Source organism: Amycolatopsis vastitatis, from assembly GCF_002234595.1.
Taxonomy (GTDB): domain Bacteria; phylum Actinomycetota; class Actinomycetes; order Mycobacteriales; family Pseudonocardiaceae; genus Amycolatopsis; species Amycolatopsis vastitatis.
Genome location: NZ_NMUL01000063.1, coordinates 1 through 26,877, shown reverse-complemented (window position 1 = coordinate 26,877; position 26,877 = coordinate 1). Strand labels below are relative to the sequence as shown.

Annotated in this window: 25 protein-coding genes; 11 read left to right on the top strand and 14 right to left on the bottom strand. The window is 72.0% G+C overall.

Translation table 11 applies throughout. The annotated features are described in order from the left end of the window. The first annotated feature begins 60 nt into the window (after positions 1 to 60). Positions 61 to 657 carry a DUF2567 domain-containing protein gene (locus CF165_RS42805; protein WP_093953306.1) on the top strand — a complete coding sequence of 199 codons (597 nt, stop codon included), beginning with the start codon at positions 61 to 63 and terminating at the stop codon, positions 655 to 657. 48 nt (positions 658 to 705) lie between these two features. After that, positions 706 to 1,752: a M48 family metallopeptidase gene (locus tag CF165_RS42800; RefSeq protein ID WP_093953305.1), complete on the top strand. Its 1,047-nt coding sequence runs from the start codon at positions 706 to 708 to the stop codon at positions 1,750 to 1,752. A 221-nt stretch (positions 1,753 to 1,973) separates the two neighbouring features. Here the strand turns inward: CF165_RS42800 and CF165_RS42795 are convergent, their stop codons facing one another. Both CF165_RS42795 and CF165_RS42790 read right to left on the bottom strand, forming a co-directional pair. Further along, positions 1,974 to 2,690: an LON peptidase substrate-binding domain-containing protein gene (locus CF165_RS42795; RefSeq protein ID WP_093953304.1), complete on the bottom strand. Its 717-nt coding sequence runs from the start codon at positions 2,688 to 2,690 to the stop codon at positions 1,974 to 1,976. 73 nt (positions 2,691 to 2,763) lie between these two features. Beyond that, a complete protein-coding gene (locus CF165_RS42790) occupies positions 2,764 to 3,396 on the bottom strand; it encodes an NUDIX hydrolase (protein ID WP_093953303.1) in 633 nt (210 codons plus the stop codon). Between the two features lie 112 nt (positions 3,397 to 3,508). On the opposite strand from CF165_RS42790, the gene nadA reads away from it, so the two are divergent. The 4 genes from nadA to CF165_RS42770 all read left to right on the top strand — a co-directional run bounded on the left by nadA (position 3,509) and on the right by CF165_RS42770 (position 8,276). Further along, positions 3,509 to 4,519 carry a quinolinate synthase NadA gene (gene nadA / locus CF165_RS42785; protein WP_093953302.1) on the top strand — a complete coding sequence of 337 codons (1,011 nt, stop codon included), beginning with the start codon at positions 3,509 to 3,511 and terminating at the stop codon, positions 4,517 to 4,519. Next, positions 4,516 to 6,159: an L-aspartate oxidase gene (locus CF165_RS42780; RefSeq protein ID WP_093953301.1), complete on the top strand. Its 1,644-nt coding sequence runs from the start codon at positions 4,516 to 4,518 to the stop codon at positions 6,157 to 6,159. The genes nadA and CF165_RS42780 overlap by 4 nt, the downstream gene beginning before the upstream one ends. Further along, positions 6,156 to 7,049 carry a carboxylating nicotinate-nucleotide diphosphorylase gene (gene nadC / locus CF165_RS42775; RefSeq protein ID WP_093953300.1) on the top strand — a complete coding sequence of 298 codons (894 nt, stop codon included), beginning with the start codon at positions 6,156 to 6,158 and terminating at the stop codon, positions 7,047 to 7,049. The genes CF165_RS42780 and nadC overlap by 4 nt, the downstream gene beginning before the upstream one ends. Positions 7,050 to 7,112: 63 nt before the next feature. Continuing rightward, complete coding sequence (locus CF165_RS42770; RefSeq protein ID WP_093953299.1) at positions 7,113 to 8,276, top strand: S8 family serine peptidase; 1,164 nt, start codon at positions 7,113 to 7,115, stop codon at positions 8,274 to 8,276. Positions 8,277 to 8,496: 220 nt separating this feature from the next. On the opposite strand, the gene CF165_RS42760 is transcribed toward CF165_RS42770, so the two are convergent. From CF165_RS42760 to CF165_RS42740, 5 genes are all read right to left on the bottom strand, one after another. After that, positions 8,497 to 8,883: a hypothetical protein gene (locus CF165_RS42760; protein ID WP_240522066.1), complete on the bottom strand. Its 387-nt coding sequence runs from the start codon at positions 8,881 to 8,883 to the stop codon at positions 8,497 to 8,499. Continuing rightward, positions 8,880 to 10,187, bottom strand: a complete 1,308-nt coding sequence (locus CF165_RS52230; protein WP_093953298.1) for a WXG100 family type VII secretion target — start codon at positions 10,185 to 10,187, stop codon at positions 8,880 to 8,882. Before CF165_RS52230 ends, CF165_RS42760 begins: the two co-directional genes overlap by 4 nt. Beyond that, positions 10,184 to 10,570 carry a hypothetical protein gene (locus CF165_RS42750; RefSeq protein WP_093953297.1) on the bottom strand — a complete coding sequence of 129 codons (387 nt, stop codon included), beginning with the start codon at positions 10,568 to 10,570 and terminating at the stop codon, positions 10,184 to 10,186. Before CF165_RS42750 ends, CF165_RS52230 begins: the two co-directional genes overlap by 4 nt. Positions 10,571 to 10,671: 101 nt before the next feature. Then, positions 10,672 to 10,974 (bottom strand): hypothetical protein, encoded by a 303-nt coding sequence (locus tag CF165_RS42745; protein ID WP_003057455.1) that lies wholly within the window; start codon positions 10,972 to 10,974, stop codon positions 10,672 to 10,674. A gap of 18 nt (positions 10,975 to 10,992) precedes the next feature. After that, complete coding sequence (locus tag CF165_RS42740) at positions 10,993 to 11,337, bottom strand: WXG100 family type VII secretion target (protein ID WP_093953296.1); 345 nt, start codon at positions 11,335 to 11,337, stop codon at positions 10,993 to 10,995. A 216-nt stretch (positions 11,338 to 11,553) separates the two neighbouring features. On the opposite strand from CF165_RS42740, the gene CF165_RS42735 reads away from it, so the two are divergent. Both CF165_RS42735 and CF165_RS42730 read left to right on the top strand, forming a co-directional pair. Then, entirely contained in the window at positions 11,554 to 12,537 is a 984-nt protein-coding gene (locus CF165_RS42735) for a hypothetical protein (protein ID WP_093953295.1), read from the top strand. A gap of 31 nt (positions 12,538 to 12,568) precedes the next feature. Further along, positions 12,569 to 13,975: a class I adenylate-forming enzyme family protein gene (locus tag CF165_RS42730; protein WP_093953294.1), complete on the top strand. Its 1,407-nt coding sequence runs from the start codon at positions 12,569 to 12,571 to the stop codon at positions 13,973 to 13,975. Positions 13,976 to 14,036: 61 nt separating this feature from the next. Here CF165_RS42730 and CF165_RS42725 read toward each other — a convergent pair whose 3' ends face one another. The 4 genes from CF165_RS42725 to CF165_RS42710 form a co-directional block, all read right to left on the bottom strand. Beyond that, positions 14,037 to 14,741, bottom strand: coding sequence for a S1 family peptidase (locus CF165_RS42725; protein ID WP_439098547.1), 705 nt, complete (start codon positions 14,739 to 14,741; stop codon positions 14,037 to 14,039). A gap of 141 nt (positions 14,742 to 14,882) precedes the next feature. Further along, positions 14,883 to 16,415 carry a tachylectin-related carbohydrate-binding protein gene (locus CF165_RS42720; RefSeq protein WP_093953292.1) on the bottom strand — a complete coding sequence of 511 codons (1,533 nt, stop codon included), beginning with the start codon at positions 16,413 to 16,415 and terminating at the stop codon, positions 14,883 to 14,885. A 56-nt stretch (positions 16,416 to 16,471) separates the two neighbouring features. Then, positions 16,472 to 18,478, bottom strand: a complete 2,007-nt coding sequence (locus CF165_RS42715) for a trypsin-like serine protease (protein ID WP_093953291.1) — start codon at positions 18,476 to 18,478, stop codon at positions 16,472 to 16,474. 132 nt (positions 18,479 to 18,610) lie between these two features. Then, positions 18,611 to 19,117: a hypothetical protein gene (locus CF165_RS42710; protein ID WP_093953290.1), complete on the bottom strand. Its 507-nt coding sequence runs from the start codon at positions 19,115 to 19,117 to the stop codon at positions 18,611 to 18,613. A gap of 395 nt (positions 19,118 to 19,512) precedes the next feature. Between CF165_RS42710 and CF165_RS53575 the strand changes: the two genes are divergently transcribed. Together CF165_RS53575 and CF165_RS42700 are read left to right on the top strand one after the other, a co-directional pair. Further along, a complete protein-coding gene (locus CF165_RS53575; RefSeq protein WP_158226917.1) occupies positions 19,513 to 23,493 on the top strand; it encodes a polymorphic toxin-type HINT domain-containing protein in 3,981 nt (1,326 codons plus the stop codon). Between the two features lie 15 nt (positions 23,494 to 23,508). Beyond that, a complete protein-coding gene (locus CF165_RS42700; protein WP_093953288.1) occupies positions 23,509 to 23,919 on the top strand; it encodes a hypothetical protein in 411 nt (136 codons plus the stop codon). Positions 23,920 to 23,935: 16 nt separating this feature from the next. On the opposite strand, the gene CF165_RS42695 is transcribed toward CF165_RS42700, so the two are convergent. Continuing rightward, complete coding sequence (locus CF165_RS42695) at positions 23,936 to 24,286, bottom strand: hypothetical protein (protein WP_093953287.1); 351 nt, start codon at positions 24,284 to 24,286, stop codon at positions 23,936 to 23,938. On the opposite strand from CF165_RS42695, the gene CF165_RS42690 reads away from it, so the two are divergent. Then, positions 24,285 to 24,671 (top strand): DUF6086 family protein, encoded by a 387-nt coding sequence (locus CF165_RS42690; protein WP_093953286.1) that lies wholly within the window; start codon positions 24,285 to 24,287, stop codon positions 24,669 to 24,671. The genes CF165_RS42695 and CF165_RS42690 overlap by 2 nt on opposite strands. A 152-nt stretch (positions 24,672 to 24,823) precedes the next feature. Here CF165_RS42690 and CF165_RS42685 read toward each other — a convergent pair whose 3' ends face one another. Together CF165_RS42685 and CF165_RS42680 are read right to left on the bottom strand one after the other, a co-directional pair. Next, positions 24,824 to 26,560: an arabinofuranosyltransferase AftB family protein gene (locus tag CF165_RS42685; protein WP_240522064.1), complete on the bottom strand. Its 1,737-nt coding sequence runs from the start codon at positions 26,558 to 26,560 to the stop codon at positions 24,824 to 24,826. A gap of 128 nt (positions 26,561 to 26,688) precedes the next feature. Beyond that, the coding region (locus tag CF165_RS42680) for an FG-GAP repeat protein (protein WP_205661150.1) at positions 26,689 to 26,877 on the bottom strand (189 nt) is incomplete at its 5' end.

Genomic DNA, 26,877 nt, shown 5'->3' with positions numbered 1-26,877 from the left:
CTCACCGTGTCCTCGCATCGACCGGTTACGCTCGGTGGCACGTCGCAGGAGGGAGTCCGGGTGAGTGAGTCGTCGGGGCCCGCGCACCGGCCGTCGGCCGTGGCCGGCCCGTGGTCGGTACCCGTGCTGGTCCGGGAGCGGCGGCCCCGCGTCGTCGTCAAGGCCGACCTGCTGCCCGCCGTGAGCGTGCTCGGCACCCTGAGCCTGCTGAGCTTCCCGCTCGCCTTCGCGTGGTCGCGGCTCGCGCCGCCGGAGCGGGTGCGCATCCTCTCCGCCGACGGCACCCAGGGCGCCCTGGAGCTGGAGAGCTGGCACCGCTTCGACGACCTGGCCGTCTTCGGGTTCCTGGCCCTGGGCCTCGGGATCGTCGTCGGCGTCGTCGTCTGGCTGCTGCGCGAACGGCGCGGACCGGTCGTGTTCCTCGCCGCCGTGCTCGGCGTCGCGCTCGCGAGCGTCCTGGCCATGCTGCTGGGCGTCGGCTGGGCGAACAGCCACTACGCCATCTCCAGCCCGCCCGCGGTCGGCTCGGTGATCGAGCTCGCGCCGCGCCTGGAATCGTGGTGGGTGCTGCTGACCGGTCCGCTCGGCGTGTCGGTGACCTACAGCCTGCTGGCCACCTGGAACGGCCACGACGACCTGGGCCGCCGCCTCGGCTGAGCGTTTTCCCCTAAGGTGGTGACCTCGACTACAGGGGGGGTTCCACCAGTGACCGAGGACATCGAGGTCTCGCGGCACCACGCCGTCCGCTTTCCCGGCATCAGCCCACGCGCCTACGAGCACCCGGCGGACCGCGGCGCGCTCGCCACGCTGCGTGCGGTGCCGGGCTTCGCCCAGGTCGTCAAGGCGGTTTCGGGCTTCTACAACGAACGCGGCGAGCGGCTGATGGCGCTCGCGTCGTCGATCCGCGTCGGGCCGAAGCAGTACCCGGAGATCGACCGGCTGCGCCACGAATGCGCGGAGACGCTCGACCTGCCGTCCGTGCCGAACGTGTTCGTCTACCAGGACCCCCGCATCCAGGCGTCGGCCGTCGGCATGGACGAGCCGTTCATCCGGGTCAGCACCGGGCTCGTCGAGCTGATGAGCCACGAGTCGCTGCGGTTCGCGCTCGGGCACGAAATGGGGCACGTGCTGTCCGGGCACGCGGTGTACCGCACGATCATGGTCCGCCTGATCGGCCTGCAGATGTCGATGTCGTGGACGCCGGTCAGCGCACTCGGCATCCGCGCGATCATCGCGGCGCTGCGCGAGTGGTTCCGCAAGGCCGAGCTGTCGTGCGACCGCGCGGGACTGCTGTGCGGCCAGGACCCGACGGCGGCACTGCGCGCCCAGATCCAGGTCGCCGGCGGCATCGACCCGTCGCGCATCGACGTCCCGTCGTTCCTCCAGCAGGCGACCGAGTACGAGTCCGTCGACGACATCCGCGACAGCTTCCTCAAGCTCAAGTTCGTCGAGACGGAGACGCACCCGTTCGCGGTGGTCCGCGCGGCCCAGCTGCAGCGGTGGGCGGCGTCGGAGGAGTACCGCGCGATCCTGGCGGGCGACTACCCGCGCCGCGAAGACGACACGCCGTCATCGGACTGGAAGGACGACCTGAAGTCGGCGGCCAAGTCGTACAAGGACTCGTGGAACTCGTCGGCCGACCCGCTGACGAAGGTGTTCAGCGACGTGGGTGAAGCGGTGTCGGGCGCGGCGGGCAAGGTGTGGAACAAGTTCGGCAACGGCAACGGCAACGGTTCGGAGGCCGCCGACTGATTGTCCCCAGGGGGCTTCGCCCTGGGCGACCAGCGTCAAGGGGCCGGGCGACGCTCGACGAGATGAATGAGTCATTCATGTCGCCTGGTGACGTGAATGACTCATTCATGACATCGCAGCGGCCGCCTCACACGGCGAGCGGACGTGCGCTTCGGGCGGTCCGGCGCACAACTTCGCCGGAACCCTGCCCGGCGCGGGTGGGCCTGTTCCGGCGACCTGCGTCAGTTCAAGCTGGCCGGACGGCTGAGGTCGGTGAGCTCGCCCGGGGGCAGCGGCACCGCGCCCAGCTTGTTCAGGAAGCCCGCCTCCCGCGTCAGGAGCCGGCAGGCGATGCGGAGGCGGCGCAGCGGGTGGCGTTCCTCCAGCAGCCGCTGGCGGTCCTCCAGTGGCAGCAGGCAGTCCGCCGCCAGTGCGTAGGCCAGTTCGGCGACCGTGGTGGACGCCTCGGGGGTGTGCCAGTCGTCGCTGCGCCACGCCGTTTCGCAGTAGCGGCGGTGGGCCGCGCGTGCCACCGTCGCCAGGCTCTCGGCCATGCCGCCGGACGGGGTCACCGGGTCGTCGTCCACCCACTCCACCGACGCGATCAGGTACGGCGCCGAAACGCAGTCGAGGTCGCGCAGGCGGAAGCGGCGCCGTCCCTCCGTCACGACGTCGAAACGGCCGTCCGGCAGGCGTTTCGCCTCGCGCAGCACCGTGCTGCAGCCGACCTCGTGCAACTGGTCCAGACCACGTACTTCGCGGGTCAGTGACGACCGCAGGGCGACCACGCCGAATTCGCGGCCCGGCACGGTCCCGCCGACCAGGTCCGCGGTCAGCTGCCGGTACCGCGGTTCGAAGATGTGCAGCGGGAGCTTGGCGCCGGGGAGCAGCACGGTCTGCAGCGGGAACAACGGCAGGATCGTCGTCGTCGCTTCACTTTCCGGTTCCGGCTCGCTCACGCGTCCACCGTAAGGGGAGAACGTCCCCACCGCAGTACGGTGCCGCCGTCCGAACCCCCCGAAACGGACGTGGTCACCGGTTCGGTGGCCTGAACACGGCGAACGGGTCGGTGATCTGCATGCCCTTGCCGGCGAAGGAGAACAGTGCCGCCGGCCGGCCGCCGGACCGGCCGGGGGCGGCCGTGTGGCCGGTGGGGAGCAGCAGGCCGCGCCGGGAAAGCACCCGCTGGAGGTTGGTCGCCGAGACCCGGTAGCCCAGTGCCGCCGAATACAGCCCGCGGAGGGCGGAGATCGTGAACTCCTCCGGCGCGAGGGCGAAGCCGAGGTTCGTGTAACAGAGTTTCGAGCGCAGCCGGTCGCGGGCGCGCAGCACGATCGCCTCGTGGTCGAACGCCGTGCGCGGCAGCTTCGCGACGTCGTGCCACTCCGTGTCCTCCGGCACCTCGGGGTCGACGTCGGAGGGGACCAGGCCGAGGAACGCCGTCGCCACCACGCGCGGGCCCGGCACCCGGTGCGGGTCGCTGAACACCGCGAGCTGCTCGACGTGCTTGAGCTGGCGGACGTCCACCTTCTCGGCGAGCTGGCGCCGGATCGACGTCTCCACGTCCTCGTCCAGGCGCAGCCGGCCGCCGGGGAGGGACCAGCGGCCGAGGTGCGGGTCGAGCGCGCGCCGCCACAGCAGCACCCGGAGTGTGTCCGAGCGCACTTGCAGGACCGCTCCCAAAACCTCGTGGGCGAGGGGGGCCTGGGTGTTAAGATGACTTCGCACGGTTTTCGATTATAAGGCGAAAACCGGAGACCGGTCCAGGAGGGCCAGCATGACTTCCACGCTCGAACAGGACCTCACCCCCTACGGCGGGGTCGAGGCGAACGCGGCCTGGGCCGAGGAGGTGCGGCGCCTGGCGAAGCAGCGCGACGCGGTCCTGCTCGCGCACAACTACCAGGTCCCGGAGATCCAGGACATCGCCGACCACACCGGCGACTCCCTCGCCCTCAGCCGCATCGCGGCGAGCAGCGACGCGTCCACCATCGTCTTCTGCGGCGTGCACTTCATGGCCGAGACCGCGAAGATCCTCTCGCCGGAAAAGACCGTCCTGATCCCGGACGCGCGGGCCGGCTGCTCCCTCGCCGACTCCATCACCGGCGAGCAGCTGCGCGCCTGGAAGGCCGAGCACCCGGGCGCGGTCGTCGTCTCCTACGTCAACACCACGGCCGAGGTGAAGGCCGAGACCGACATCTGCTGCACGTCGTCCAACGCGGTCGACGTCGTCGCCTCCATCCCCGCTGACCAGGAGGTTCTGTTCCTGCCGGACCAGTTCCTCGGTGCGCACGTCAAGCGCGTGACCGGCCGGGAGAACATGCACATCTGGGCCGGCGAGTGCCACGTCCACGCGGGCATCAACGGCGCCGAGCTGGCCGAGCGCGCGGCCGAGAACCCGGACGCCGACCTGTTCATCCACCCGGAGTGCGGCTGCGCGACGTCGGCGCTGTACCTGGCGGGCGAGGGTGCTGTGGCGCCCGACCGGGTCAAGATCCTCTCGACCGGCGACATGGTCCACGAGGCCCGCGACACGAAGGCCAAGTCGGTGCTGGTGGCCACCGAGATCGGCATGATCCACCAGCTCCGCAAGGCCGCGCCGGACATCGACTTCCGCGCGGTGAACGACCGTGCGTCCTGCCGGTACATGAAGATGATCACGCCCGCCGCCCTGCTGCGGTGCCTGCGTGACGGCCTCGACGAGGTCCACGTCGACGTCGAAACCGCGGCCAAGGCCCGCGCCTCGGTGCAGCGGATGATCGAGATCGGACAGTCCGGCGGCGGCGAATGACTCCGCCGGTTACTGATTCACAGGCGAAAACCCCGGTCTGGGAAGCCCGTGCGGACCTGGTCGTGATCGGCAGCGGCGTCGCGGGGCTGACCGCGGCGCTGCGCGCGCAGGCCCTCGGGCTGCACGTCCTCGTGGTGACCAAGGCAGCCGTCACGGACGGCAACACGCGCTGGGCCCAGGGCGGCGTCGCGGTGGTCATGGAGGACCAGCACGACGTCGGCGACTCCGTCGCGAAGCACGCCGAGGACACCTTCACCGCGGGTGCCGGCCTGTGCGACGAGGTGGCGGCGCGCTCGATCATCGACGGTGGCCCGGCCGCGGTCGCCCGGCTGCGGGCGGACGGCGCGAAGTTCGACGTCGCGGCTTCCGGGTTGCTCGCGCGGGGCCGCGAAGGCGGGCACAGCGCGTTCCGCGTGATCCACGCGGGCGGCGACGCGACCGGCGCCGAAGTCGAACGCGCCCTGGTCGCGCAGGCCGGGCAGGCGGGGGTGCCGGTGCTGGAGCACCACATCGCCGTCGACGCGCTGCGCACGCCGGGCGGGCGGGTCGCCGGGGTCACCGTGCTGGACCGCCACGGCGTGCCCGGCGTGGTCCGGGCTTCGGCCGTGCTGGTGGCCAGCGGTGGCATCGGGCAGCTCTACCAGGCGACTTCCAACCCGGAGATCGCCACCGGCGACGGGCTCGCGCTCGCGCTGCGGGCCGGCGCGACCGTGGCGGACATCGAGTTCGTCCAGTTCCACCCGACCGTGCTCTACACGCCGGGTGCGCGGGGCCGCTGCCCGCTGGTCACCGAGGCGGTGCGCGGCGAAGGCGCGACGCTGGTCGACGGCGCCGGCCTGCCGGTGATGCACGGGGTGCACCCCCTCGGCGACCTCGCGCCGCGCGACGTCGTGTCGGCGGCGATCACGCGCCGGATGCTGACCGCGCCGGGCGGCGTCGACGACCACGTCTTCCTCGACGCGACGTCGATCGCCGGGTTCGCCCGGCGGTTCCCGACGGTGTTCGCCGCGTGCGCGGCGCTGGGCCTCGACCCGACCGTCGACCCGATCCCGGTGACGCCGGCGGCGCACTTCTCGTGCGGCGGCGTGGTGACCACTGTGGACGGACGCTCGACGGTGGCGGGGCTCTACGCCGCCGGTGAGGTCGCGCGGACCGGTTTGCACGGCGCGAACCGCCTGGCGTCCAACAGCTTGCTCGAAGGGCTGGTCGTCGGGCAGCGCGTCGCGGAGGCCGTCGCGGCGGACCTCGCGGCCGGGCTGCTGGCCGACCCGGCGCGTGGCCTGCTGCCGTCGTGGACCACCGCGCGCACGGCCGAACGTGACTCGCTGCAGCGCGTGATGAGCCGGTACGCCGCGATCGGCCGGGACGCCGACGGGCTCGCGGCGACCGGTTCGGTCCTCGATCTGTCCGTTCAGGACAGTCCCCTGTGGACGCACGCGGCGGTGGAGGACGCGGCGCTGACCGTGGTGGCGCAGGCATTGCTCGCCGCGGCCGTCCGGCGCACCGAGTCGCGCGGCTGCCACGTGCGGTCCGACTTCCCGTCGCGCGACGACGGCTGGCGGCGCAGCCAGCACATCCGGCTCAGCCCGTCCGGCCAGCCGGTGCTGGCCGACCCGATTCCCCTGGAGGGCGTGGCATGACGTTTCCGATCTCCGAACCGGTCCGCCGCCTGATCGCCGCCTCGGGGCTGGACGTCGACGACGTCGAGCGCGTGGTCACCACGGCGCTCGGCGAGGACCTGCGGTACGGGCCGGACGCGACGACGGCGTCCACCGTGCCCGCCTCCGCGACGGCGCTGGCGGAGCTGACTCCGCGCGTCGACGGCGTGATCGCCGGCCTGCCGGCCGCGCTCGCGGCGTTCGACGTCGTGCTGGGACCGGGGTACGAGGTGCTGGCCGGGCGCGAAGACGGTGAGCGGCTGGTCGCGGGGGAACCGGCGCTGGTGCTGTGCGGGCCGGTCCGCGGGCTGCTGACCGCCGAGCGCGCGGCGTTGAACCTGCTGTGCCACCTCTCCGGGGTGGCGACCGCGACCGCCGCTTGGGTGTCCGAAGTGGACGGTACCGGGTGTGCGATCCGGGACTCCCGCAAGACGTTGCCGGGGCTGCGGCTGCTGCAGAAGTACGCCGTCCGCCGCGGTGGCGGCGTCAACCACCGGCTGGGGCTGGGCGACGCGGTGCTGATCAAGGACAACCACGTCGTCGCGGCCGGTTCGGTGACCGCGGCGCTGGCCGCGGCCCGGGAACACGCGCCGGAACTGGCCTGCGAGGTCGAGGTCGACACGCTCGCGCAGCTCGAAGAAGCGCTCGCCGCCGCGGCGGACGAGGTGCTGCTGGACAACTTCACCCCCGAGGAGTGCCGCCGGGCGGTGGCGCGCCGCGACGAAGTTTCCCCGAAGACGCGGCTGGAATCCTCTGGTGGGCTCACCCTCGACCGTGCTAGGGCCTACGCCGAGTCCGGTGTGGACTATCTGTCGGTCGGCGGGCTGACCCATTCTTCACCGGCGTTGGATCTGGGCATGGACCTTCGCTGACCGGCCTTTCCCGGGTAAACTGGCGGAAGTTGTTTCCGTTCTTGGGTTTCCCGGGAGGATCGGGTGCGGTTTCCGGCGGCGCTGGCGGTCGCGAGCCTCGTGGCGCTCGGCCTGCCCGCGTCCGCCCCTGCAGTTGCTACTGCTGCTCCCCAAGCGCAGTGTGCGAACCCGTCCGGCACGTACGGTGGCGCCGTCCCGTGGGGGCAGCGCCTGATCGACCCCGCGCGGCTGTGGCCGTTGACGCGGGGCGAGGGACAGCTGGTGGCCGTGCTCGGCACCGGCGTCGACGGGCAGAACGGCCAGTTCGCGCCCGGGCAGCTCGAAGGCGGGGCCGGCACCGAGCGGTCCGACTGCGACGGCCGCGGCACGATCGCGGCCGGGATCGTCGGCGCGCAACCGGATCCGTCGACGACGTTCGCCGGTGTCGCGCCCGGCGCGCACCTGCTGCCGATCCGCTCGACGCCGTCCGGCGACGGCGACCCCGGAGCGTTGGCCGACGCGATCGACACGGCGGTGGACCGGCACGCGAGCGTGGTCTTGATCGCCGTCCCCGCGGTTTCCGACAGCCCGGCGTTGTCCGGGGCGGTTTCCCGGGCCCGTGCGGCCGGCGCGGTGGTCGTCTCGGCGGCGTCGGCGACCCAGCAAGGCGCGCGGAGTTATCCGACGGCGACGTCCGGGGTCCTGGCCGTCGGTTCGGTGAATGCCGCGGGCGAGCCGGTGCAGACCGAGGCGGGGGACTACGTCGGCGTCGCGGCGCCCGGCGCGGACCTGGTCAGCACGTCGGCCGGGGCGGGCGGCGCGGTCGCGCACCGCTGGCCGGTCACCGACCCCGGGCTCGCGGCGGCGTACGCCGCGGGCGTCGCGGCCCTGGTGCGGGCCTACCACCCGGACCTGACCGGCGACCAGGTCGTCACCCGGCTCACGCTCACCGCCCACCGCCCGCCTTCCGGCGGCCACGACCCGCGGCTGGGCTGGGGAGTCCTGGACGCCTACGCGGCGGTGTCCTCGACCCTGCCCGCCGACGTCGCCGGTCCCGGCGTGGCCGCCGCGCCCGCCTCGGCTCCGGCGGTGGTCCCGGCCGCGGCCCCCGCGCCGCGTCCGCCGGACGTCGCGGCGGGCGTGATCGCCCTGGCCGGCGTCGCTCTCGCGGCCGCCGCGGGGGTGACGGTGGCGGCGGTCCGCCGCGCCCGCCGCCGAGGCTGGCGCCCCTCCCGCTTCACCCCGTAACCGACCCACCAGGCACGCGAGCCGACCGTCGGGGTACGCGAGTCGACCCCTCAATCACGAGTGATGCCCCTTCAATCACGCGAGATGCCTCCCCCATCACGAGTGATGCCCCTCCACGCACGCGAGTTCGGTGTACCGGAACGGTGAACTCGCGTACCTGGAGGGTCGGTTCGCGTACCTGGAGAGTCGGTTGACGTGATTGGAGGGGCATCTCGCGTGATTAGAGGGGCATCACTCGTGATTGGAGGGGCATCACGGTGGGGTGGGGGCGGGCGCGGCGGGAGGGGGTCGCGGGGAGCAGGGCTCGGTACATTGCTGCTACCTGGGCGTCGGTGTTGCGGTAGCCCGCCGCGGACGTTGTCAGTCCTTTTTGGACTTTCCGGAGCCGGGTGGGGTGGGACTCGAGTTCCGCGGCCAGGTCGGTCATCGTTTTTTCGAACGTCTTTGCCGCTGCGGCGGACTCGCTCACCTGGCCGAACGCCGCGGCGGGGAGCTTCGAAGCCGCCACCGCGGACTGGACCGGGGAAAGCACGTCGGCGCGTGCGCCGAACTCCCCGGCCGCCGCGTCGAGGCGGGCCGGGGCGACGCGATATCCAGCGGCCGTCATGAGGCGTCTTCGCCGATCACCGGCGGGGCGACCGGGGCCGACTGGCCCCAGACGTTCTCCGTCTCCACCAGCCACGCCGGGATCCGGCGCCCGGAGCCCATGTCGCCGCCCCCGCCCATGCCCATCGGCATCATGGGCATCATCGGCATCGCGCCCTTGGCGGCGGCCGCGCCCGCGGCTCCGGCCGCACCGCCGGCGAGCCCGCTGAGCGCGTTGCCCGCGCCGCCGTCGCCGGCCAGGCCGGAGTGCGCCGCGGGTGCTTCGGCGCCGCCGCCGATCGCGAGACCGCCACCACCACCCGGGACGCCGCCGCCCAGCGACGGTGCCTCGCCCCCGCCGATCGGGATGCCGCCCCCGGCTCCGCCTTCGACGCCGGCACCGCCACCGCCCTCGCCGAGCTTCGTGCCGGGCGGTTCTTCCTTCTTGTCCTTGGGATCCTTGCCGGTCGCCCACGACGGGACCTTCGGCATGATCGAGCCGAACCGGCCGAACGCGGCGGCCGAGGCCGCGGCGAGCCCGGCGGTGAACATGTCGCCGAACAGCGGGTTCGACGTCGGGACCGTCGTCCCCGGCGGCCGCGGCATGTTCGTCGAAGGCAGCGGGTGGCCGTCCGTCGGCGTGACGATGACGCCGGGACCGGACATGCCGTTGCCGACGAGCCCCGGCGAACCCACGCTGCCCGCGCCACCGCCGGCGGGCGGGGTCGTGGGCGTCTGGACCGCGTTCGGCGACGCCGGGATCGACTCCTCGGCGACCGTGTACTCGCCGGCCAGTTCGGTCATGACGACGACGGCCTTGCCGTGCGCCGATCCCGCGGCGTTCGCGGCGGCCTGCTGCGCCTCGACGTTCGCGATGGCCTGCTGGCGCTGCTGCGCCGCGGCCTGCACGACGGCGGGCGAAGCGTCCGGCGACAGCAGCGGCGGGTTCACCGCGAGCGCGACGTCGGCGGGGGAGACGTCCGGTACCGCGACCGGCGGCGGCATCTCCTTCTTGGCCTTCACCAGCGCGTCGGCGGCGTCGCCGAGCATCACGTTCATCGCCTCGGCGGTCTGCGCCACCTTGGAGATGCCGTTCGCCAGGTCGACGATCATCCGCTGGTACTGCTCGGCCGCGCCCCCGGTCCACTGCTCCTTGAACTCGGTCAGCTCCGAGTTCAGGTTGTGGGCCTGCTCGTGCAGGTGCAACGCCGCGGACTTCCACTTGTCGGCGGCGTGCCGCGCGCTGTTCGGGTCGCCCGCCTGCAGCATCGCGTACAGCTGCTGGTGGCTGTACGCGGCGAAGTTCGTGTGCGCGGTGTTCGTCATCCCTTGTGGCTCCCGTCGCTGTCACCCGAGCCGAGCAGGCCGAGCACCGGGTCGAGCAGGCCGGTGACGGCGCCCGAAGCGTGCAGGTCCCCGGCCACCACCTGGTCGGCGTTCTGGTAACCGTCGGCGACCGTGGTGGTGACGTCCTGGGCGAACCCGATCGCGCTGCGGACCTGGTCGAGCAGGCCCTGCATCTCCGAGACGGCGGCGCGGTGGGCGTCGGCCAGCGACCCGGCCTCGCCGAACTCGCCGAACAGCAGCGGCTCCTCGCCGAGGGTGAGCAGGAAGTCGTTCGGTTTCGCCATCGCGTGGATCTGGGTCTCCAGCTCCCGCACGAAGTCCTTCAGCGATTCCAGGTGGACGTAGTACGACTGGTCGTGCATCGGATCCCGGCTCTCTTGTCGCACGAACGCGGAAGGGGAAAGCCGGTCGGCCGGTGCGAGCGGGGGGTTCCCGCACTGGCCGACCGGCGCCTGGGCGCGGGTCAGCCCGCGAACAGCCCCTGGTTGCGGTTCTCCAGCGACTGCTGGAGGTCGTGGGCCTCGCCGACCTTGCCGCCGAACTGCGCGATGATCGCGACGATGTCCGCGGTGGCCTGGCGCAGCCGCGTCTCGGCCTGGCGGGCCGCGTCACCGGCGGAGCTGCCGGAGGCGTACCAGGTCGCCGTGATCGGCTGCAGGTTCTGGTGCAGCTGCTCCAGCTGCGAGGTGAGCGCCTTGGCCTTGGCGGCCAGGGATGCCGAGCTGTGCTGCAGCGCGGCGAAGTTGATTTCGACGACGTCGGCCATGGTGGGCGTCCTCTCGGGTCAGGGGTTGAGGCGGGGGAGCACGCCCGAGCCCTCGAGGGAGTTGCCGACCCCCTGGAAGCTCTGGTGGACGTCGGCGTCGCCACGGCCGTAGTTCGCGTGGCTGGTGTGCACGAGCTGCGACATGGTGTCGAGCTCCTTCACCGCCGCGGTCATCTTCTCCTGCAGCCGCCGCTGGAGGTCCCAGAACGCCACGGCCTGGTCACCCTTGTAGTTGCGCAGGGCCTCGGTCAGCTCGGACTCCAAGCTGGCCATCGTGGACTTGGCGCTCGTCGCGGTTTCCTCGAAACCCTGGACGGCGCGCGTCATGGCAGCGGAATCTGCCTGGAATCCCGGACTGGACATCGACGGGCCACCTCCTTCCTGAAGCGAATTCCCCTGGCGCGGTGGTCCGCGCGTGTGAAAGTCACGCTAGAAAAGAGGCCTGTGTGGTCAAACGGCACAACTGCCGGTCGCACTGACGGCACTATTACCCACAGCGCGGCGGTAGGGCCCTCCCCACCCGGCGGACGGGGGCGCGCTCCAGTGCTCGCCCCCGTCGGCGGCGCGAGGCTGTATGCCATGGCAGACAACGGAAATCCGCTGGTCACGCTCCGGTCGTGGCACCGCCCGCTGGTGGTGCTCGCCGGGGCGATGGGGGTGCTGTGCGCGGCGTCGCTGCTCGGGCTCCTGCTCGATGATCGCACGCTCGTCAACGCGCCGATCTGGCTCAAGCCCTTCAAGTTCTCGGTGTCGATCGGGATGTACGCGCTGACGCTGGCGTGGCTGCTGACGCACGTGCGCCGCGGGCGGCGCGCCGGCTGGTGGTTCGGGACGGTCTTCGCCGCGGGCATCGGCGTCGACGTCGGGCTGATCGTGGTGCAGATGATCTTCCGCGACCGGACGCTGCACTTCAACAAGGCGACGCCCGCGGACGTCGCGATCAACAACGTCGTCGCCGGGGGTGCCTACGCGGCGTGGCTGATGACCGCCGCCGTCGCCGTCCTGCTGTTGTTCCAGCGTCTGCCGGACAAGGCTTTGAACTCGGCGGTGCGCTGGGGCGCCGGGCTCGCCGTGGCCGGGATGGCCGTCGCCATGCTGATGTTCTCGCCGTCCCCGGCGCAGCAGGCCGTGCTCGACGCGGGCAGCAAGCCCTCGACGTTCGGCGCGCACTCCGTCGGCATCGAAGACGGCGGCCCGGGGCTGCCGGTGCTGGGCTGGAGCACCGTCGGCGGAGACATGCGGATCCCGCACTTCGTCGGCATCCACGGCCTGCAGGCGCTGCCGCTGGTCGCGTTCGGACTGCTCCTGCTGGCCCGCCGCCACCCGGTGCTCGAGTCCGACGTCGTGCGCCGCCGGCTGGTCCGGACCGCGGGCGCGGGCTACGCGGGCCTGATCGCGCTGCTCACCTGGCAGGCCCAGCGCGGCCAGTCGATCGTGCACCCGGACTTCTGGACGCTGACGGCCGCCACCGCGCTGATCGCGGCGGTCGCCGTCGTGGGCACGCTCTCGCTGCGCGCGCCGCGGCCGGTGGTTTCTGCCGAAATTCTGAGATCCGCCCGGTAGACCGGAACGCTCCGGGCGAAAGGCGGTCGAGATGGTCCACCCGCAGGCACTGCTGGACGAGCTGCGCCGCGCCCCGGACGTTCCCGCGTTCGAACGCGGCTCGCGGGTGACGACCCGCGGCGAGCTGCGGGAGCTGATCGGCCGGTTCACCGCCGGCCTGCGGGCCGCCGGCCTCGGCCCGGGGGACGGCGTCGGCATCGCCACCGGCGTCACGCCGGAGGGGTTCGCCGCGCTGGTGGCGGTGCACGTGCTCGGCGCCCGCGCGGTCGCCGTGCGGGCCGGGCTGCCGGAGTCCCAGCTGCGGCACATCCTCGGTGACGTCGACGCGCTGATCACCGACGAGCCGTGGGACGCCGGGGTGCCGGTGCTGCGGGTGGGGGATCTTCGGTCGGCGGCGTACGCCGAGCCGGTGCCGAGGGGGCAGCTCGACGACATCGCGACGGTCGTGTTCACCAGCGGCAGCACCGGCGTCCCGAAGGGGGTCGCCTACGGCTACCGCGCGCTGACCGAAGGCCGGGTGTGGCGGCCGCCGGTGCCGGGCTCGGCCCACGAGCGGCTGGGCGCGGGCTTCGGGCGGTACCTGCTGTTCGGGTCGCTCGCCAGCGCGGTGATGGTCGAGCAGCTGGCGGTGTGCCTGTTCGCGGGCGGAACCGCGGTGATCCCCGAGGAGCTGCCGGACTTCCCGTGGGTGCTGTCGCGGCTGGGGATCACGGCGGCGCTGACGACGGTGCCGCGGCTGCACCAGATCCTCGACGTGCTGCGTGGCGAGGAGGTCGGCCTGAGCGGCTTGCGGACGTTGATCGTGGCCGGCTCGCCGGTACCGCCGCACACGCTCGCCGAGGCGGCCGGGCGGATCGGGCCCGCGATGCACCACGCGTACGGGCAGACCGAGACCGGCATGCTGACGATCTGCCGGGCCGACGAGGGCATCGGTTCGGTCGGAAAGGCTTGCGACACCGTCGAAATCGACGTCCGCGACGGCGAGGTGTGGGTCCGCACGCCGTCGGCGTTCGCGGGCTATTGGCGGGATCCCGCGGCGACGGCGGAGGTACTGCGCGACGGCTGGGTGCGGACCCAGGACCTCGGTTTCGTGGACGGCGACGGCTACCTGCACCTGTCCGGCCGCGCGCGTGACGTCGTGATCGTCAACGCGATCATCCACTACACCGGCCCGATCGAGCGGGCGATCGCCGCGCACCCGGACGTCGACCAGGCGTACGTCGTGGCGGTGCCGGACTCGCTGACCGGAGAGGCGGCGCACGCCTTCGTCGTCCCGGTGCCCGGGCGGGAACCGGACTCCGGCGCGCTGCGGAAGGCGGTGGCGGCCGAGCTGGGGGAGGCGGCGGTCCCGGCGCGGTTCAGCCTGGTGGCGTCGGTTCCGGTGGCGCCGTCGGGCAAGCCGGACAAGGCGGCCCTGCGCGCGTCCATTGTGGACTGAGGTGGTCGTGAGTGAGAAACAGCGTTAGAACACTGTTTCTCACTCACAACCGGGCGGGACCTCAGACGCCGGTGGTGGTGCGGATCCAGCTGCGGCTCGCGGCGATGCTCGCGTAGTTCTGCGTGCCCTGGGGGTTCGAGCCGGAGTTCGAGCCCGTGGAGCACACCCCGACCTGGACGCCGTTGTAGAGCTCCGGGCCGCCCGAGTCGCCGTGCCACGCCGAGCCGTTGACGCCCTGGCTGGCGATCGCCGTGCCGCCGAACGCGTCCGAGCTGAGGCCCGTCACGCGCACGTTGGCGGTCTTGAGGGTGCTCGACGGCGGGCTGCTGCCCTGCGTGCGGCCCCAGCCGTAGATCTGGTTGGTCGACCCGGTCGGCGGGTTGCCGGTGCCGAGCTTCATGTACGTCGTGTTCACCGCCGTCGTCAGGTGCAGCAGCGCGATGTCGCCGTTGGGCGAGGCCTTCTGCTGGTCGACGGTGGCGTTCGTGCCCTGCTGGAGCGTCACGCTACCGACCTTGACGTGCATGCCGGGCGAGTTCAGGCAGTGCCGGGCGGTGAGCACCCACTGCGGGGCGATGATCGTCCCCGAGCACTCGAAACCGCCGTACGTCGTCACGTTGTTCCAGTAGATCTGGGCGCCCCACGGCGCGGAGGAGACCGTGCTCCCGCCGATGATGTCCTGCTGGGCGTCCGCAACCCCCGCTGAGACCAGACTCAGCGCCGCGGCGGCAGCCCCCACCGCGGCAACAGCCCTCGACATTCGCATGTAAATGCCCTTCGGCCCAGGTGATCCGGATATCCGTCCCGAACGGGACGACCAGCCCAAGTTAGGAGCCGTGAAGGATTTGCGGAACCTACCGAAGTCGGTAACCCGCTCCCGGGACACGCGCCCCGGGAGCGGGCCGTGTCAGCCGCTCAGCCGGCAGGAGTCCGGCGCGGACGTCACGTGGATCTCGGTGTTCCAGCCCGAACCGATGGTGACCCCCATGTGGTCCGGGCCCGACGGCGCCCACGTCTCGGTGTTGTCGGAGTAGCGGTACCAGCGCAGCACCGGGCCCGTCTGGCCGTTGAACGGGCTGGTCCCGGTGCTGCCCCGGCCGTACAGGATGTCGCCGCCCGGCGAGAAGATCTCGCTGAACATCTGCCAGCCGACGCCGACCGCCTTGTCCTTCTGGGCCCACGCCGAAGCCGCGAAGTCGTACTTGAAGCGGAACAGCTCGCCGCCCGGCTTCCGGGCGTACAGCACGCCGTCGCCGGCCGCGGTGATCGAGTCGAACCGCGCCCAGCCCGTGTCGAGCGTTTCGCCGCCGCCGTCGACCCACCAGTTCGTGGTGTCGCTCCAGACGTAGACGCGCAGGCGGCCCTGGTCGTCGATCATGAAGATGCGGTTCTTCTCGTCGACGGTGACCCGGTTCGCGTACTCGGGGGTGAGGTACCGCGCCCAGCCGCTGCCCACCTGGCCGCCGCCGCTCCAGCCGGTGCTCGTCGAGTACACCCAGCGCTTCAGGGTGCCGTTCGGGTACGGATCGCCGGAACCGTTGTCGCGGTGGATGTCCCAGATCACGCCACCCTTGCCGGCCAGCACCCGGCCCGTCCAGCCGGAGCCGATCGGGCTGCTCGGCTGCGACCAGCTGACCGCGCCGTCGGCCGGGCCGAGGTGGACGTAGCGCCAGAGGCTGCCGTCGGTGCGGGCGGTCCAGATCGCCGCCCCGGCCGGGCACGACACCGGCGTCGGCACGATCTGCCCGCGGATCCAGTCGCCGAGGTCGTCGACGCGGGTTTCGGTGCCGCCGGAACGGGTTTCGGTGACGTCGAGGCAGCCGTGCTGCCACGACGCGCTGCTCACCGCCACGAGCTGGGCGGTGCCGCCGGAAACGCGGAAGGCCGGGCCGCCCGCGTCGCCCTTGCACGTGTCGAGGCCGCCGGCCGACGAGACCGGCACTGTCACGCCGTCGACGGCCGAGACGGTGAACGGCGCGACGCGCGGCCGCGCGGGCACCCATTCGGTCGCGGTCCGGCCGAACCCGGCCACCTGCAGGGTTTCCCCGGCCTGCGGGGCGCTGCCGAGGACGATCGGCGGGACGCCCGTCGCCGGCTTCTCCAGCTTCGCGAGCACGACGTCCCGGTCGGTGCGGCGGACGACCTTGGTCACCTTCGCGGTGAAGCCGGCGCCGGTGCTCAGGTCGACGTCGCCGACCGTGACGGTCGCGGCCTCGCTCGGGGCACCGGAGTCCGTGGCCGTCAGGCAGGTCGCCGACGTGACGATCCAGGACGGGTCGATCAACGCACCCGAGCACGCCTTGGCCGGCGTGGCGACGCGGGCGAGGAACGGGTGGGTGCCGGCGGGGACCGCGGTGCCGCCGGACAGGGCCTCGGCGGGGGCCGCGGTCAGCAGACCGCCGGCGAGCAGGGTCACGGAAAGCGCGGTGAATCGGCGCATGGGAATCCTCGGGAAGGGGAAAGGCCGGCGGCGCGAGCGCGCCGCCGGCCTGGTGGTCAGAACATCGTCGACTGGGCGGGGTTGAACGTGCCGTTGCTGCTCCACTTGATGCCTTCGCTGTCGAAGCCACCGGAAGCGTTGGCGTGCCAGCGGAACAGGTTGGTGTTCGAGCCGCCGTAGTCGTAGGTGGCCAGCAGGTCGGTGCGTCCGTCGCCGTCGAAGTCGCCCACGGTCCAGCGGGACTGGCCGAGGTTCCAGTTGCCCGGCCCGGTCGTCCACTGCGTGACCGGCGCGTCGACGCCGGTGGCGGTGGCGTGCCAGGTGCGGAACGTCAGGTTCGCGCCGCCGAGGTCGATCCCGGCGGCCAGGTCGGTGCGGCCGTCGCCGTCAAAGTCCCCGGAGAGAAACTGCGCCTTGCCGGACGGGATGCCGCCGTTCCACTTGACGCCCTGCGAGTCGAGCCCGCCGGAAGCGTTGCCGTAGAAGAGGAACAGGTTCGTGGAGTTGTCGAGGTAGTCGTAGAAGGCGGCCAGGTCGGCCCGGCCGTCGCCGTTGAAGTCGCCGCCCCGCCAGCTGGACTGGGCGAGGTTCCAGTTGCCCGGCCCGGTGCGCCACCGCGTGACCGGGGCGTCGAACCCGGTCGCCGTCGCGTGCCAGGTCAGCATGCTCATGTCGGCGTTGCCGTTGTCGTAGGCGGCGGCGATGTCCGTGCGGCCGTCGCCGTCGAAGTCGCCCGCGGTGAACTTGGCGTTCAGCGGCCGGAAGGCACCGCTCCACTTGATGCCCTGGCTGTCGAAGCCACCGGAGGCGTTGGCGTACCAGAGGAACAGGTTGGTGCCGCCGTCGAGGTAGTCGTAGAACGCGGCGATGTCGGTGCGGCCGTCGCCGTTGAAGTCACCGGTGACCCAGCGGGCCTTGGCGGCCTCCCAGCCGTCGGCGCTCCACTTCAGCTGCGGGTTGTCCACGCCGGTCGCGGTCATCGGCCAGACGTACACGCCGGTGCGGGCGTTCTTGAGGTCGTAGGCCGCACCCGCGTCGTCCCGGCCGTCGCCGGTGAAGTCGTTGCCCGCCGACACCGGGGTGGTCGCGGACACGGCGTCGGTCGCCGTGCTCGTCCAGCCGTCCGCCGTCGCCGCGACGACGCGGTAGTAGCGGGTTTGCTTGGCCGGCAAGGTGGTCTGCGTGTACGCCGGGGCGGCGGTGCTGCCCAGCAGGTGCGCCGCGTCGATCGGCACGTCCGGGGTGGCCGAGCCGTACACGTGGTACCGCGCGTTGTCGGCGGTGGCCAGCGGGTGCCAGGTGACGGTGATGGCGTGGCCCACCGCCTTGGCCGACGGCGCGAGCGCCTGCTGACGGATCCAGCCGGCGATGTCGTCGATGCGGGCCGCGGTGGTGCCCTGGCGCGTCGTGGTCTCCCCGAAGCAGCCGTGCTGCCACGACGTGCTCGTCACGGCGAGGACGTCGGTGCGGCCGCCGGCGTCCCGGAAGATCGGCGCGCCCGCGTCGCCGCGGCAGGCGTCGGTGCCGTTCGTCCCGGTCAGCGCCAGCGTGGTCGCCGTCGACGACGGCACCGTGAACCTGCCGACGTGCAGCGTGTCCGGCACCCACTCGCTGTCGGTGCGGCCGTACCCGGCCAGGCTCAGCTGTTCGCCGGACAGGACCGGGATGGTGCTGAGCGGGATCGGCGCGATGTCGGTGATCGGCGTGCCGAGCCGGGCGAGGGCGACGTCACGGTCGGCGCGGACGACGACGTTCGTCACCTGCGCGACCCGGCCGCCGGTGCCGCTGAGCGTGGTCCGCCCGACGGTCGCGGTGGTCGCCTTGGCGGGCACGCCGCCCTGCGGGTTCTCCGGGAAGCAGCTCGCGGCGGTGAGGACGAGGTCGGGCTCGACGAGCGCGCCACCGCAGGCCCGGCCGTCGGCGGTGAGCTTGGCGGCATACGGATAGGCGCCGGCGGTGGCGGCAGTGCCCCCGGAAACGGCGTCGGCGGGAACGGCGGTCAGCAGGCCGCCGGCGAGCAGGGTGACGGCGAGCGCCGCCACCCGCTTCGGCTGGAAAGGCATACGAAAGTCCCCTCATGGTGCCCGGCCGGTGCGCGGGCATGCGGAATCACCCGGAATCGTCCGGGGTGTGACGGGTCGGAAAAGAGACCGTTGCGGCACGCGAATGCCGCAACGGTTTACTCCGATTGCCGGTCAGGCGGAGGCACGCAGTTCGAGAAGTGTGGAGGGGTCGGTTCCGGCGCCTTCGCCGATTCCGGTCCAGCCGGTTTTGGCGATGGGGACGGTGCTGGTCTGGCCGTTGATTTCGATGGTGGCCTGGATGGTGTGCTGGTTGTCGCCGAGGAGTTGGTAGGCGTTGGGGACTTCGAGGCGGAGGTAGCCGGTGGGGGCGTTGACCTTGAAGCAGTAGTGGCCGGGGTCGCGGTCGTGGTCGGCGGAGTTGTAGGCGTGCAGTTCGAGCAGACCGGTCTGGCTGCCGCAGGTGATGAGGGTGATGTGGCCGTCGCCGCTGATGAGTTTGATGGCGCGGTCCTGGAAGATCTGGGCGGCGCCGGGGTAGGAGTAGTCCTCGACGATCGGTGGTGGGGTGTCGTCGGTGGGTGCGGCTCCGGCCGTGGCGGTGAGGCTGGAGGCGGATCCGGTGGCGGCGAGTGCGGCGCCGGCGACGGCGACAGTGGTGATACGCGCGGGTGTGCGCATGGTTTGTTTCCCCCTGCGGTTTCGGAAAACGGCATGCCGGTCGGCGGCGAAGTGTTTCGCCGCGTGCGGACGTGAAGAAGGTCGCGGCCGACCCCGAGCGGACGCGATCCGGACTCTAATCACGTTCCGGGCGTGGCGTCAATGAATGTCTGTCAGGTTGATCCGTGAGGTGGTGCTCACCCGTTTGCGGCTTCCGGCCGGTTCGGTGTCTCTGCTACTTTTCGACGGCTTTGGGGGGAGATCCAGAGCGGTAAGCGCTCTCTTCTTTCGTGCACTTCGTGGGTGCTCGTGTGCGTGTTTCCCCTCGTGGCTGGGGTTTTCATCGTGCGCACGGGAGGGGCTTGGGCGTGGTGCGGTTGCGGGGATCGATCGTCGGGAGAGCGCGGACCGCGTTGGTGGCCACGGTGGTGGCCGCGGTGGCTTCGGGGGCGGTGGCGGTGCCCGCCCAGGCCGCGGAGCCGGTTCCGGGTCCGAAGGAACGCGCGCAGGTTGTCGCGTTGTGGCAGGCGGGTGGCCCGGCCACGAAGGACGCCGCGGCGGCGGCGTTGGTGGGCTCGGATGCGGAGGTCCACACCTTCCTGGCCACCGGCCAGGCGGTGGCGGCCGAGCACGACGACCGGATCAAGGTCAGTCAGCTGCTGACGGTGGCCGGGTCCGGACTGCGGCGGGCGGCGCAGGCGGCGCTCAGCGGCACCGCCGCCGATGTCCACGCATTCCTGGCGACCGGCTGGCAGCAGCCGTGGCGGGATGACAACCGGGTGCAGGTGTCCCGGTATGTCACCACGGGCGGGCATTGGGTGCAGGTGGCCGGGCAGGCCGCACTGAACGGCACCGAAGCCGACGTGCAGCGGTTTCTGGATTCGGGGCGGCAGCAGGCGCAGAACGACGACGACCGGATCAAGGTCAGTCAGCTGGCCACGACCGGCGGCCCGGAAGTGGCGCGGGCGGCGCAGCGGGCGTTGAGCGGCACGGTCGAGGATATCCAGGCGTTCCTCGAGACCGGGTACGCGCTGGCCGCCGAACGCGATCAGGAAACCGCGACCGTCGCCCACCTCGCGGATCTGGCGCGGGACGCCGGGGCGCGGGCAGCGGCGCAGACCAAGCAGGCCCAGGACGCGGCCGATCGGGCGATCGCGGCGGCGGCGCGGGCGAAGGAAGCGGCCCAGCGGGCGGCGGCGGAAACCCAGGCGGCGAGGGACTCCTCGGTGCAGGCGGCGGGGGCGGCGGCGCGGGCGGCCAGTGCGGCGCGGGGTGCCGCCGATGCGGCGAAGACGGCGATCGGGGCGGCGGCGGAGGCGAACCGGGCATCCCGCGTCGCGGCGAATGCGGCGGCGCAGGCGGCGACGGCGGCGTCGTTGGCGGAGCAGGCGTGTTCGCGGGCGTATTCGGCGGCGTCGGCCGCGGCGGCGGATGGTGCGCACGCGGCGGAGGCCCGGCAGGCGGCGCAGGACGCCCGGAACGTCGCCGCGGGGGCGCGGGCGGCGGCGGAGGCGGCCAACGCGGCGGGGCAGGCGGCGGATGCGTCCGGGCGGGCCGCCGGGGCGGCGCGGAGTGCGAGTTCGAACGCCGACGCGGCGGCGTCGGCGGCGGATGAGGCGGCCGGGTATGCGCGGTCGGCGGGGGCGAACGCCACTCAGGCCGAACAAGCGGCCGCGACAGCGCGGGCGGCGGCGGCGCGGGCGAGTCGGGCGGCGAGTGCGGCGGAGTCGTTGGCGGGTCAGGCTGCGGGGGCGGCGCGGCAGGCGCGGGATGCGGCGAATGCGTCGGCGGCGCATGCGGATGCGGCCGCGACTGCGGCGGATCAGGCGGCTGCGGCGGCGGATCAGGCGAAGAAGGATGCGGATGCCGCGGGTCGGTATGCGGCGGCGGCGAAGGTGTCGGCGGACACCGCGACCACGGCAGCGACCCAGGCTGCCGCACTGGAGAAGACCTCCCGCGATGCGGATGCGGCGCGCCTGGAGGCGCAGAAGGCCCAGGCGATCGCGGATGCGGAAGCGGCCAAGCAGGCTGAGGATGCGCGTACGGCGGCGGGGGATTGGAAGGCGGGGGAGGCGGCGAAGCGGGCGGCGGAAACCCAGCGGCTGCTGGACGAAGCCGCAAACCCCGCCACCGCACCGGAAACGGTGATCCTCGACATCCGCAAGGCTGCCGTCCAGTTGATGCAGAGCGGCGGCCCGTGGACCAAGGCCGCCGCCGCCTCGACCCTGAGCGGTGACGAAGCCGGCCTCAAGCAGTTCCTGTGGTCCGACCTGCGCAGCGCGACAGCGCAGGATGACCGGGCGAGCGTCGCGACCCTTGGTGATACCTCGGACAACCCTCGCTTCAAGAAGGCCGCGACGGACGCCTTCGCCGGTTCCGGCGATGACGTCACCGCGTTCCTGCAGACCCAGGCTTACCCCGGTAAAGCCGATGACGACCGGGTCGCGGTTCAGCTGATCCTCAACAACGGTGGACCGGCGACCAAGGAAGCGGCCAATCGTGCCCTGAGCGGGACGCCCGCGGACATCGCCGAGTTCCTGCGGACCGGGCAGTTCGTCGCGGCTGAGCACGACGACCGGATCGCCGTGTCGGTGGCGATGACGACTGGCGGACCGGAGGTGAAGGCCGCCGCCGAGGCGGCCCTCGCCGGCCCGGTGTCCTACCTCCGGAAGTTCCTGCATACCGAAAAGTTCGACGCGCAGCAGCGGGACATCGATACGGCGGTCCATGCCGCGGACGTTCACCGTTACGTGACGGAGGCGGCGAGCACGGCCGCGACCGCCCAGGCGAACGCCGCGCTGGCCGCCGAAGCGGCCGCTCGGGCCCGCAACGCCGCCGACGAAGCGACGCAGGCCGCTGCCGAAGCCCGTAAGCAGGCCGATCAAGCGAAGATCTACGCCGATCAGGCAGCCCAATCGGCAGCCGACGCCCAGCGGTCCGCGGACCAGGCTGCCGAGTCGGCCAGGCAAGCGCGCTCCGCGGCTCAGAACGCCAACCGCGACGCCCAGGCCGCCGCACACTCGGCGGCGCAGGCCCGCACTTCCGCTTCGCGTGCCGACCAGGCGGCGGCCAGCGCGAGCACCTATGCCGAGCAGGCCCGCGCGTCGGCGATCGCCGCGGGCAAGGACGCTGACGAAGCCGCGGCGGCTGCCGCGGACGCCAAGCGGATCGCTTCGGAAAAGGAACACCAGGAGGAAGCTCAGCGTCGCGCCGAAGAGGACAAACGAGGAGGCACGCCGACCCCCGAGGACGACGCCGCGCTTCGTGCGGCCGGCGGACAGGAACTCGTCGACCAGTACCACGAGGCACTCGACCTCGCGAACAAGAGCGTCATCGACTGGATCATCGAGAACGGCGGCCAGATCCTCGTCGATCTCTTCATCGGCGGCATCAAGTCGTGCATCAAAGACCCGGGCTTCCTGAACTGCCTGATGGGCGCGATCGATATCGCGTCGCTCGGGCTGGCGTTCACCAAGGCGTTCGAAGTCGGCCGCGCACTGTGGAAGATCGGCCGCGGGATCGGGAAGTTCCTGGAGGAGTCCGACCGGGCGCAGAAGCTGATCAAGAAGGCCAAGGACATCCTCTTCGGCACCGGAGCGGCCTGCACCAACAGCTTCACACCAGGCACAGCCGTCCTGATGGGAGACGGGTCCCGCCGGCCGATCGCCCAGGTCCGCATCGGTGACTCGGTCCGGGCCGCCGACCCGCTGACCGGCCGCGTCGGCAATCACCTGGTGTCCAACCTCATCGTCGGTGAGGGCGTCAAGAACCTGGTTTCGGTCTCCGTCGGCGGGGCAGGCGGTGGCACGGTCGAAGCGACCGGCAGCCACCCGTTCTGGGTCGGTGCGGCACAGCGATGGCGCGAGGCCGCGGATTTGGCGCCGGGTGACCGGCTGCAGACGGCCGACGGTGGATCCGTCGCCGTCTCCGGCACGGCCGCTCGTCAAGTGACGGCCAAGGTCTACAACCTCACGGTCGAAGACCTGCACACGTATTTCGTGTACGCCGGCGACAAGCCGCTCTTGGTGCACAACGCGGCTTGCGTCCGCTTCGTGGTCGATTCGAAGGGCGTGATCAAGGACCTCGAGGGCCCGCAGGCCCAGATCTTGCTGAACAAGGCCGTGGGTGATGGCTTCCGGGACGACGTCGCGGTCTTCCTCCGGGAGCGGGGACGTACGGTGATCACCGACGCCGAAAACAAGGCTGCCCTGACGTTCCAGACCCCCTACGGCCCACGTACGCTCGATCTTGGCGTCTGGGACAAGGATGGGAAGCTGCTCGGCTACGTCGAAGCCAAGACCGGCGGCGCCCCGTACGACGCCGCGCAGCAGGCCAAGGACGCCTGGCTGCGGCAGCAGTACGGATTCAACATCGATGTGGTGAGGTTCGTTCCGTAATGGTGGTGCGCACGGATGGCGTATGAGGTTCAGCTGTACTGCACGACCGGAGGCATCGCCGCCGACGCGGGATTCGACAGCCTGGTGTCGGGGGCGTCGGCGGACGGCACGGAGCTGCGGCTGAGCGACCGCAGCTCCGGCGACGGCTGGGTGGCGGCACAGCTCGATCCCGTCTCCGGTGGCGCCGCCGGGTGCCATGTCCAGTTCAGCGCCGGGTCGCCGCTCGTGGCCGCGATGGTCGCCGGCGTGGCGGCGGACGATCCGTCGGGCCGGGTGTCCGACGCGGACTCCATCGTCACGCTCACCCTGTCGGGGGAAGTGGACTGGACTGTGGTCTCGGCGGTCTGGCGCGCGGCGAAAGCGCTCTGGGAGGTCGTCCCCTACGACGAAGGGTCCGGCTTCGCCGTCGACCTCGACGAGCTCTGAAAATCGGGCCGCCGGCTCACCGGACCGCGTGCTGGCCCTGATCGACGCGATGGCGCGGGGCACGCTCGACTACGTGCGCGACCACGCCGGCGAGCTGCTGGCGCTCATCGCGCACCTGCTCGAGATCGGCGGCGGCATCGGCCTGGCGGTCGCCGGGGCGGGCGAGGTGGCCGCCGGGGCGGCGACCTGCGGCGAGGAAATCGCCGGTGCCACCACGGCGGGTGCCCTCCTCGGCCTGCCGGAGGGCGGCGTCGGCGCCATCCCCGGTGCCGCGATCGGCTTCCTCGGCGGGGTGGTCGCCTGCGCGTTCACGGGCGCGCCTGCCATCGCGGGCGGGATCGCGTCGATCCTCGGCGGGCTGGGCCATGGCGATGGACGGCATCAAGGGCGCCGCCGACGACATCGGGAAGCTCGACGGCGAGGTCGTCTGGAGCCCGGCGCTGCGGATCGGCAAGCTGTTCATCAGCGTGGCCGGGACGCTGGCGGACAACTCGGGGGCCGACCTCGCGTCGGCGGGTTTCACCATGATGGCGAGCGACTACTACTACGTGGATCCACCGGCACTGGCCGGCTTCGTCCGGACGCTGCTGGCGGGGTCGGTGGCCGCCAACCCGATGTACCGGGAGCTGGCCCGGGGGTTCCTCGTGACCTGCCTGGTTCTGCTGGACCGGGCAGGGGTGGTGCTCGAGCCGGAGGGCGAAGCCCAGCGAGAGCTGTTCGACGCCCGTGCGGCCCACGCGGCGTTGATGTAGTCCCGGCGTGTTTTCGCGCGGCGGAGGATGGAAAACGTCGATCCGGCGACCTCCGGCTTCCATCCGCGACCTGGACGAGTCCGGTCCCGAGACACCAGAGTCCCCCAGCCCGGGGCGAGCCGCCGAACTCGGTCACCGTTGGTCGAATTCGGTCAGTTGCAGTGCTGGGCGTTGCGGGGTTCGTGGTCGTAGCGGAGGCTGGTGCGTCCGGCGGCGTGGAGGAGGTTGTGCCGGAACCGGGCGAGGGTGAGGGGTGCTTGGACGGAGTCGAGCATTTCGCGGTTGGGTGGGCAGGCGAAGATGCCGCGGATGGCGTCGATGGTGTCGGGGTTGAAGTCGCCGTAGCGGCTTAGTTCGAGCGGTGTTTCGCGGGCCTGTACGGCGACTTCCCAGGCGCTGGGGGCGTATTTGTTGTGGCCGATCCGGCGGCCGGGCAGGGGGGTGGTGTGGGCGGCGATGGGGTTGGCCAGGCCGATGGGGTCGTGGACCCAGATGTCCAGTGGCAGGAGCATGCCGGGGCCGCCGATGTTGTAGAAGCTGGAGATGGTGCGGCCGTTGGTGGTGGGGTAGTGGTGCCATTCGCCTTGTTCGGTCTGGACGAAGACCGCGGGTTCCGGGCGGGCGGCGAGGATGGCGTTGAGGGGGCCGGTGACGGCGGTGAACTCGTCGAAGTCCTCGGCGAGGATGGGGTGTTCGTGGTGGCTGGCGGCGACGTAGCTGGCGCGTTCGTCGGCGATGCGCCGGACTTGGTCCATGGGTTTGTCGGCGGTGGTGTAGCCGGCGCGTAGCCAGGTTCCGGCGATGATGGCCCAGATGCCGAGGGCGATGACCGGCAGGACGGTGGTTTTGGTGAGCCGGACGACCATCACGGGCAGCATGAGGCTGAACAGTGCGGGCAGGAGCATCCGTCCGTGCATGAAGTCGCCGCCGACGCGGATGACGTAGAGGGCCAGGGTGATCCCGCCGAGCAGGGGGACCGCCACCACGACCGCCATCGCGCGGTCGATCGGGGTGCGCCAGAGAACCACCGCGCCGAGCAGAGCGCACAGAACGAGGGGGATCCACAGGTAGTAGGGGGTCGCGAAGTCGGTGAGGTAGTCCCAGCCGTGGTCCCAGAGGGCGTCGGAGGCTTCTTTGACGAGTGCGGTGTTGGGGGTGAGCAGGCCGTAGTAGCCCATCCGGAAGATCTGGTAGGCGACGGGCAGGGCGGCGGCCGCGGCCAGCCAGAGCAGCGCCGGGCGCCAGCCGCGCCATTCGAGGATCAGCAGCCCGGCGCCAGCGAAGGCGCTGAACAGGGCCAGGTCGGGCCGGACGAGCACACCGAGGCCGATCACCAGTGCGGTGACCCAGACCGGGCAGGCGGGGGTGCGGCGCGCGTGGCGGACGAGCAGCCACCAGGTGGTGCCCAGCCACAGGGTGATCAGGCCGGTTTCGAGGCCGGAGGTGGCGAAGTCGCGGAACGGCGGCAGGGCGATGAGCACGAGCGCGCCGGCGGGTGCCACGAGCGTGGAGCCGGTGAGGCGGCGGGTGCCGTCGAGGGCGAGCAGCAGGCCGCCGGCGGCGCAGAGCAGGCCGAGGACGACGGCGAGCCATTCCAGGCGCAGTCCGGGGATCCAGCCGAACGCCACCAGCAGGTAGGTCCAGAGGGTGCTGGTGTTGGATTCGACTCGTTCGCCGGCGTTGAACACCGGTCCGTTGCCGGCGAGGATCTGGCGGACGGTGCGCAGGACGATCAGGCCGTCGTCGCTCATCCACCGCCGGTTCCAGGCGAGCACGGCGAACACCGCGACGGTGAGTCCCAAGGCGAGCCAGTTCCAGGCTCGTGGCCGGGGAGCACGGTCGGGCGTGCTGGTTTCGACGGGCGACTCGTCGGCGACGGTCGTGCTCATCTGCAGGAAGCTCCTCGTGCCCACGGGGCGAAGTGCGCGGCTCGGGATGATCATCCGCCGCTGGGCGTGAGCTTACTCGCCCCGGGAAACAGGGCCGGGCCGGGAGAGATTCCCGGCCCGGCCATGTTCTACAGGATGGTGATCGCTCGTGGCAGTGGGACTTCGCTGTTGTAGGCGAAGGCGTCGTGCCACTTGATGCTGTCCCCGACGAACTTCGTGCCGTCGGAGGTGGCGATGTACACGTCGGCTGCGGTGCCGCGGGTGAAGGTGGCGATGTCGTCTTTGCCGTCGCCGGTGAAGTCGCCGACCGCGGGGAT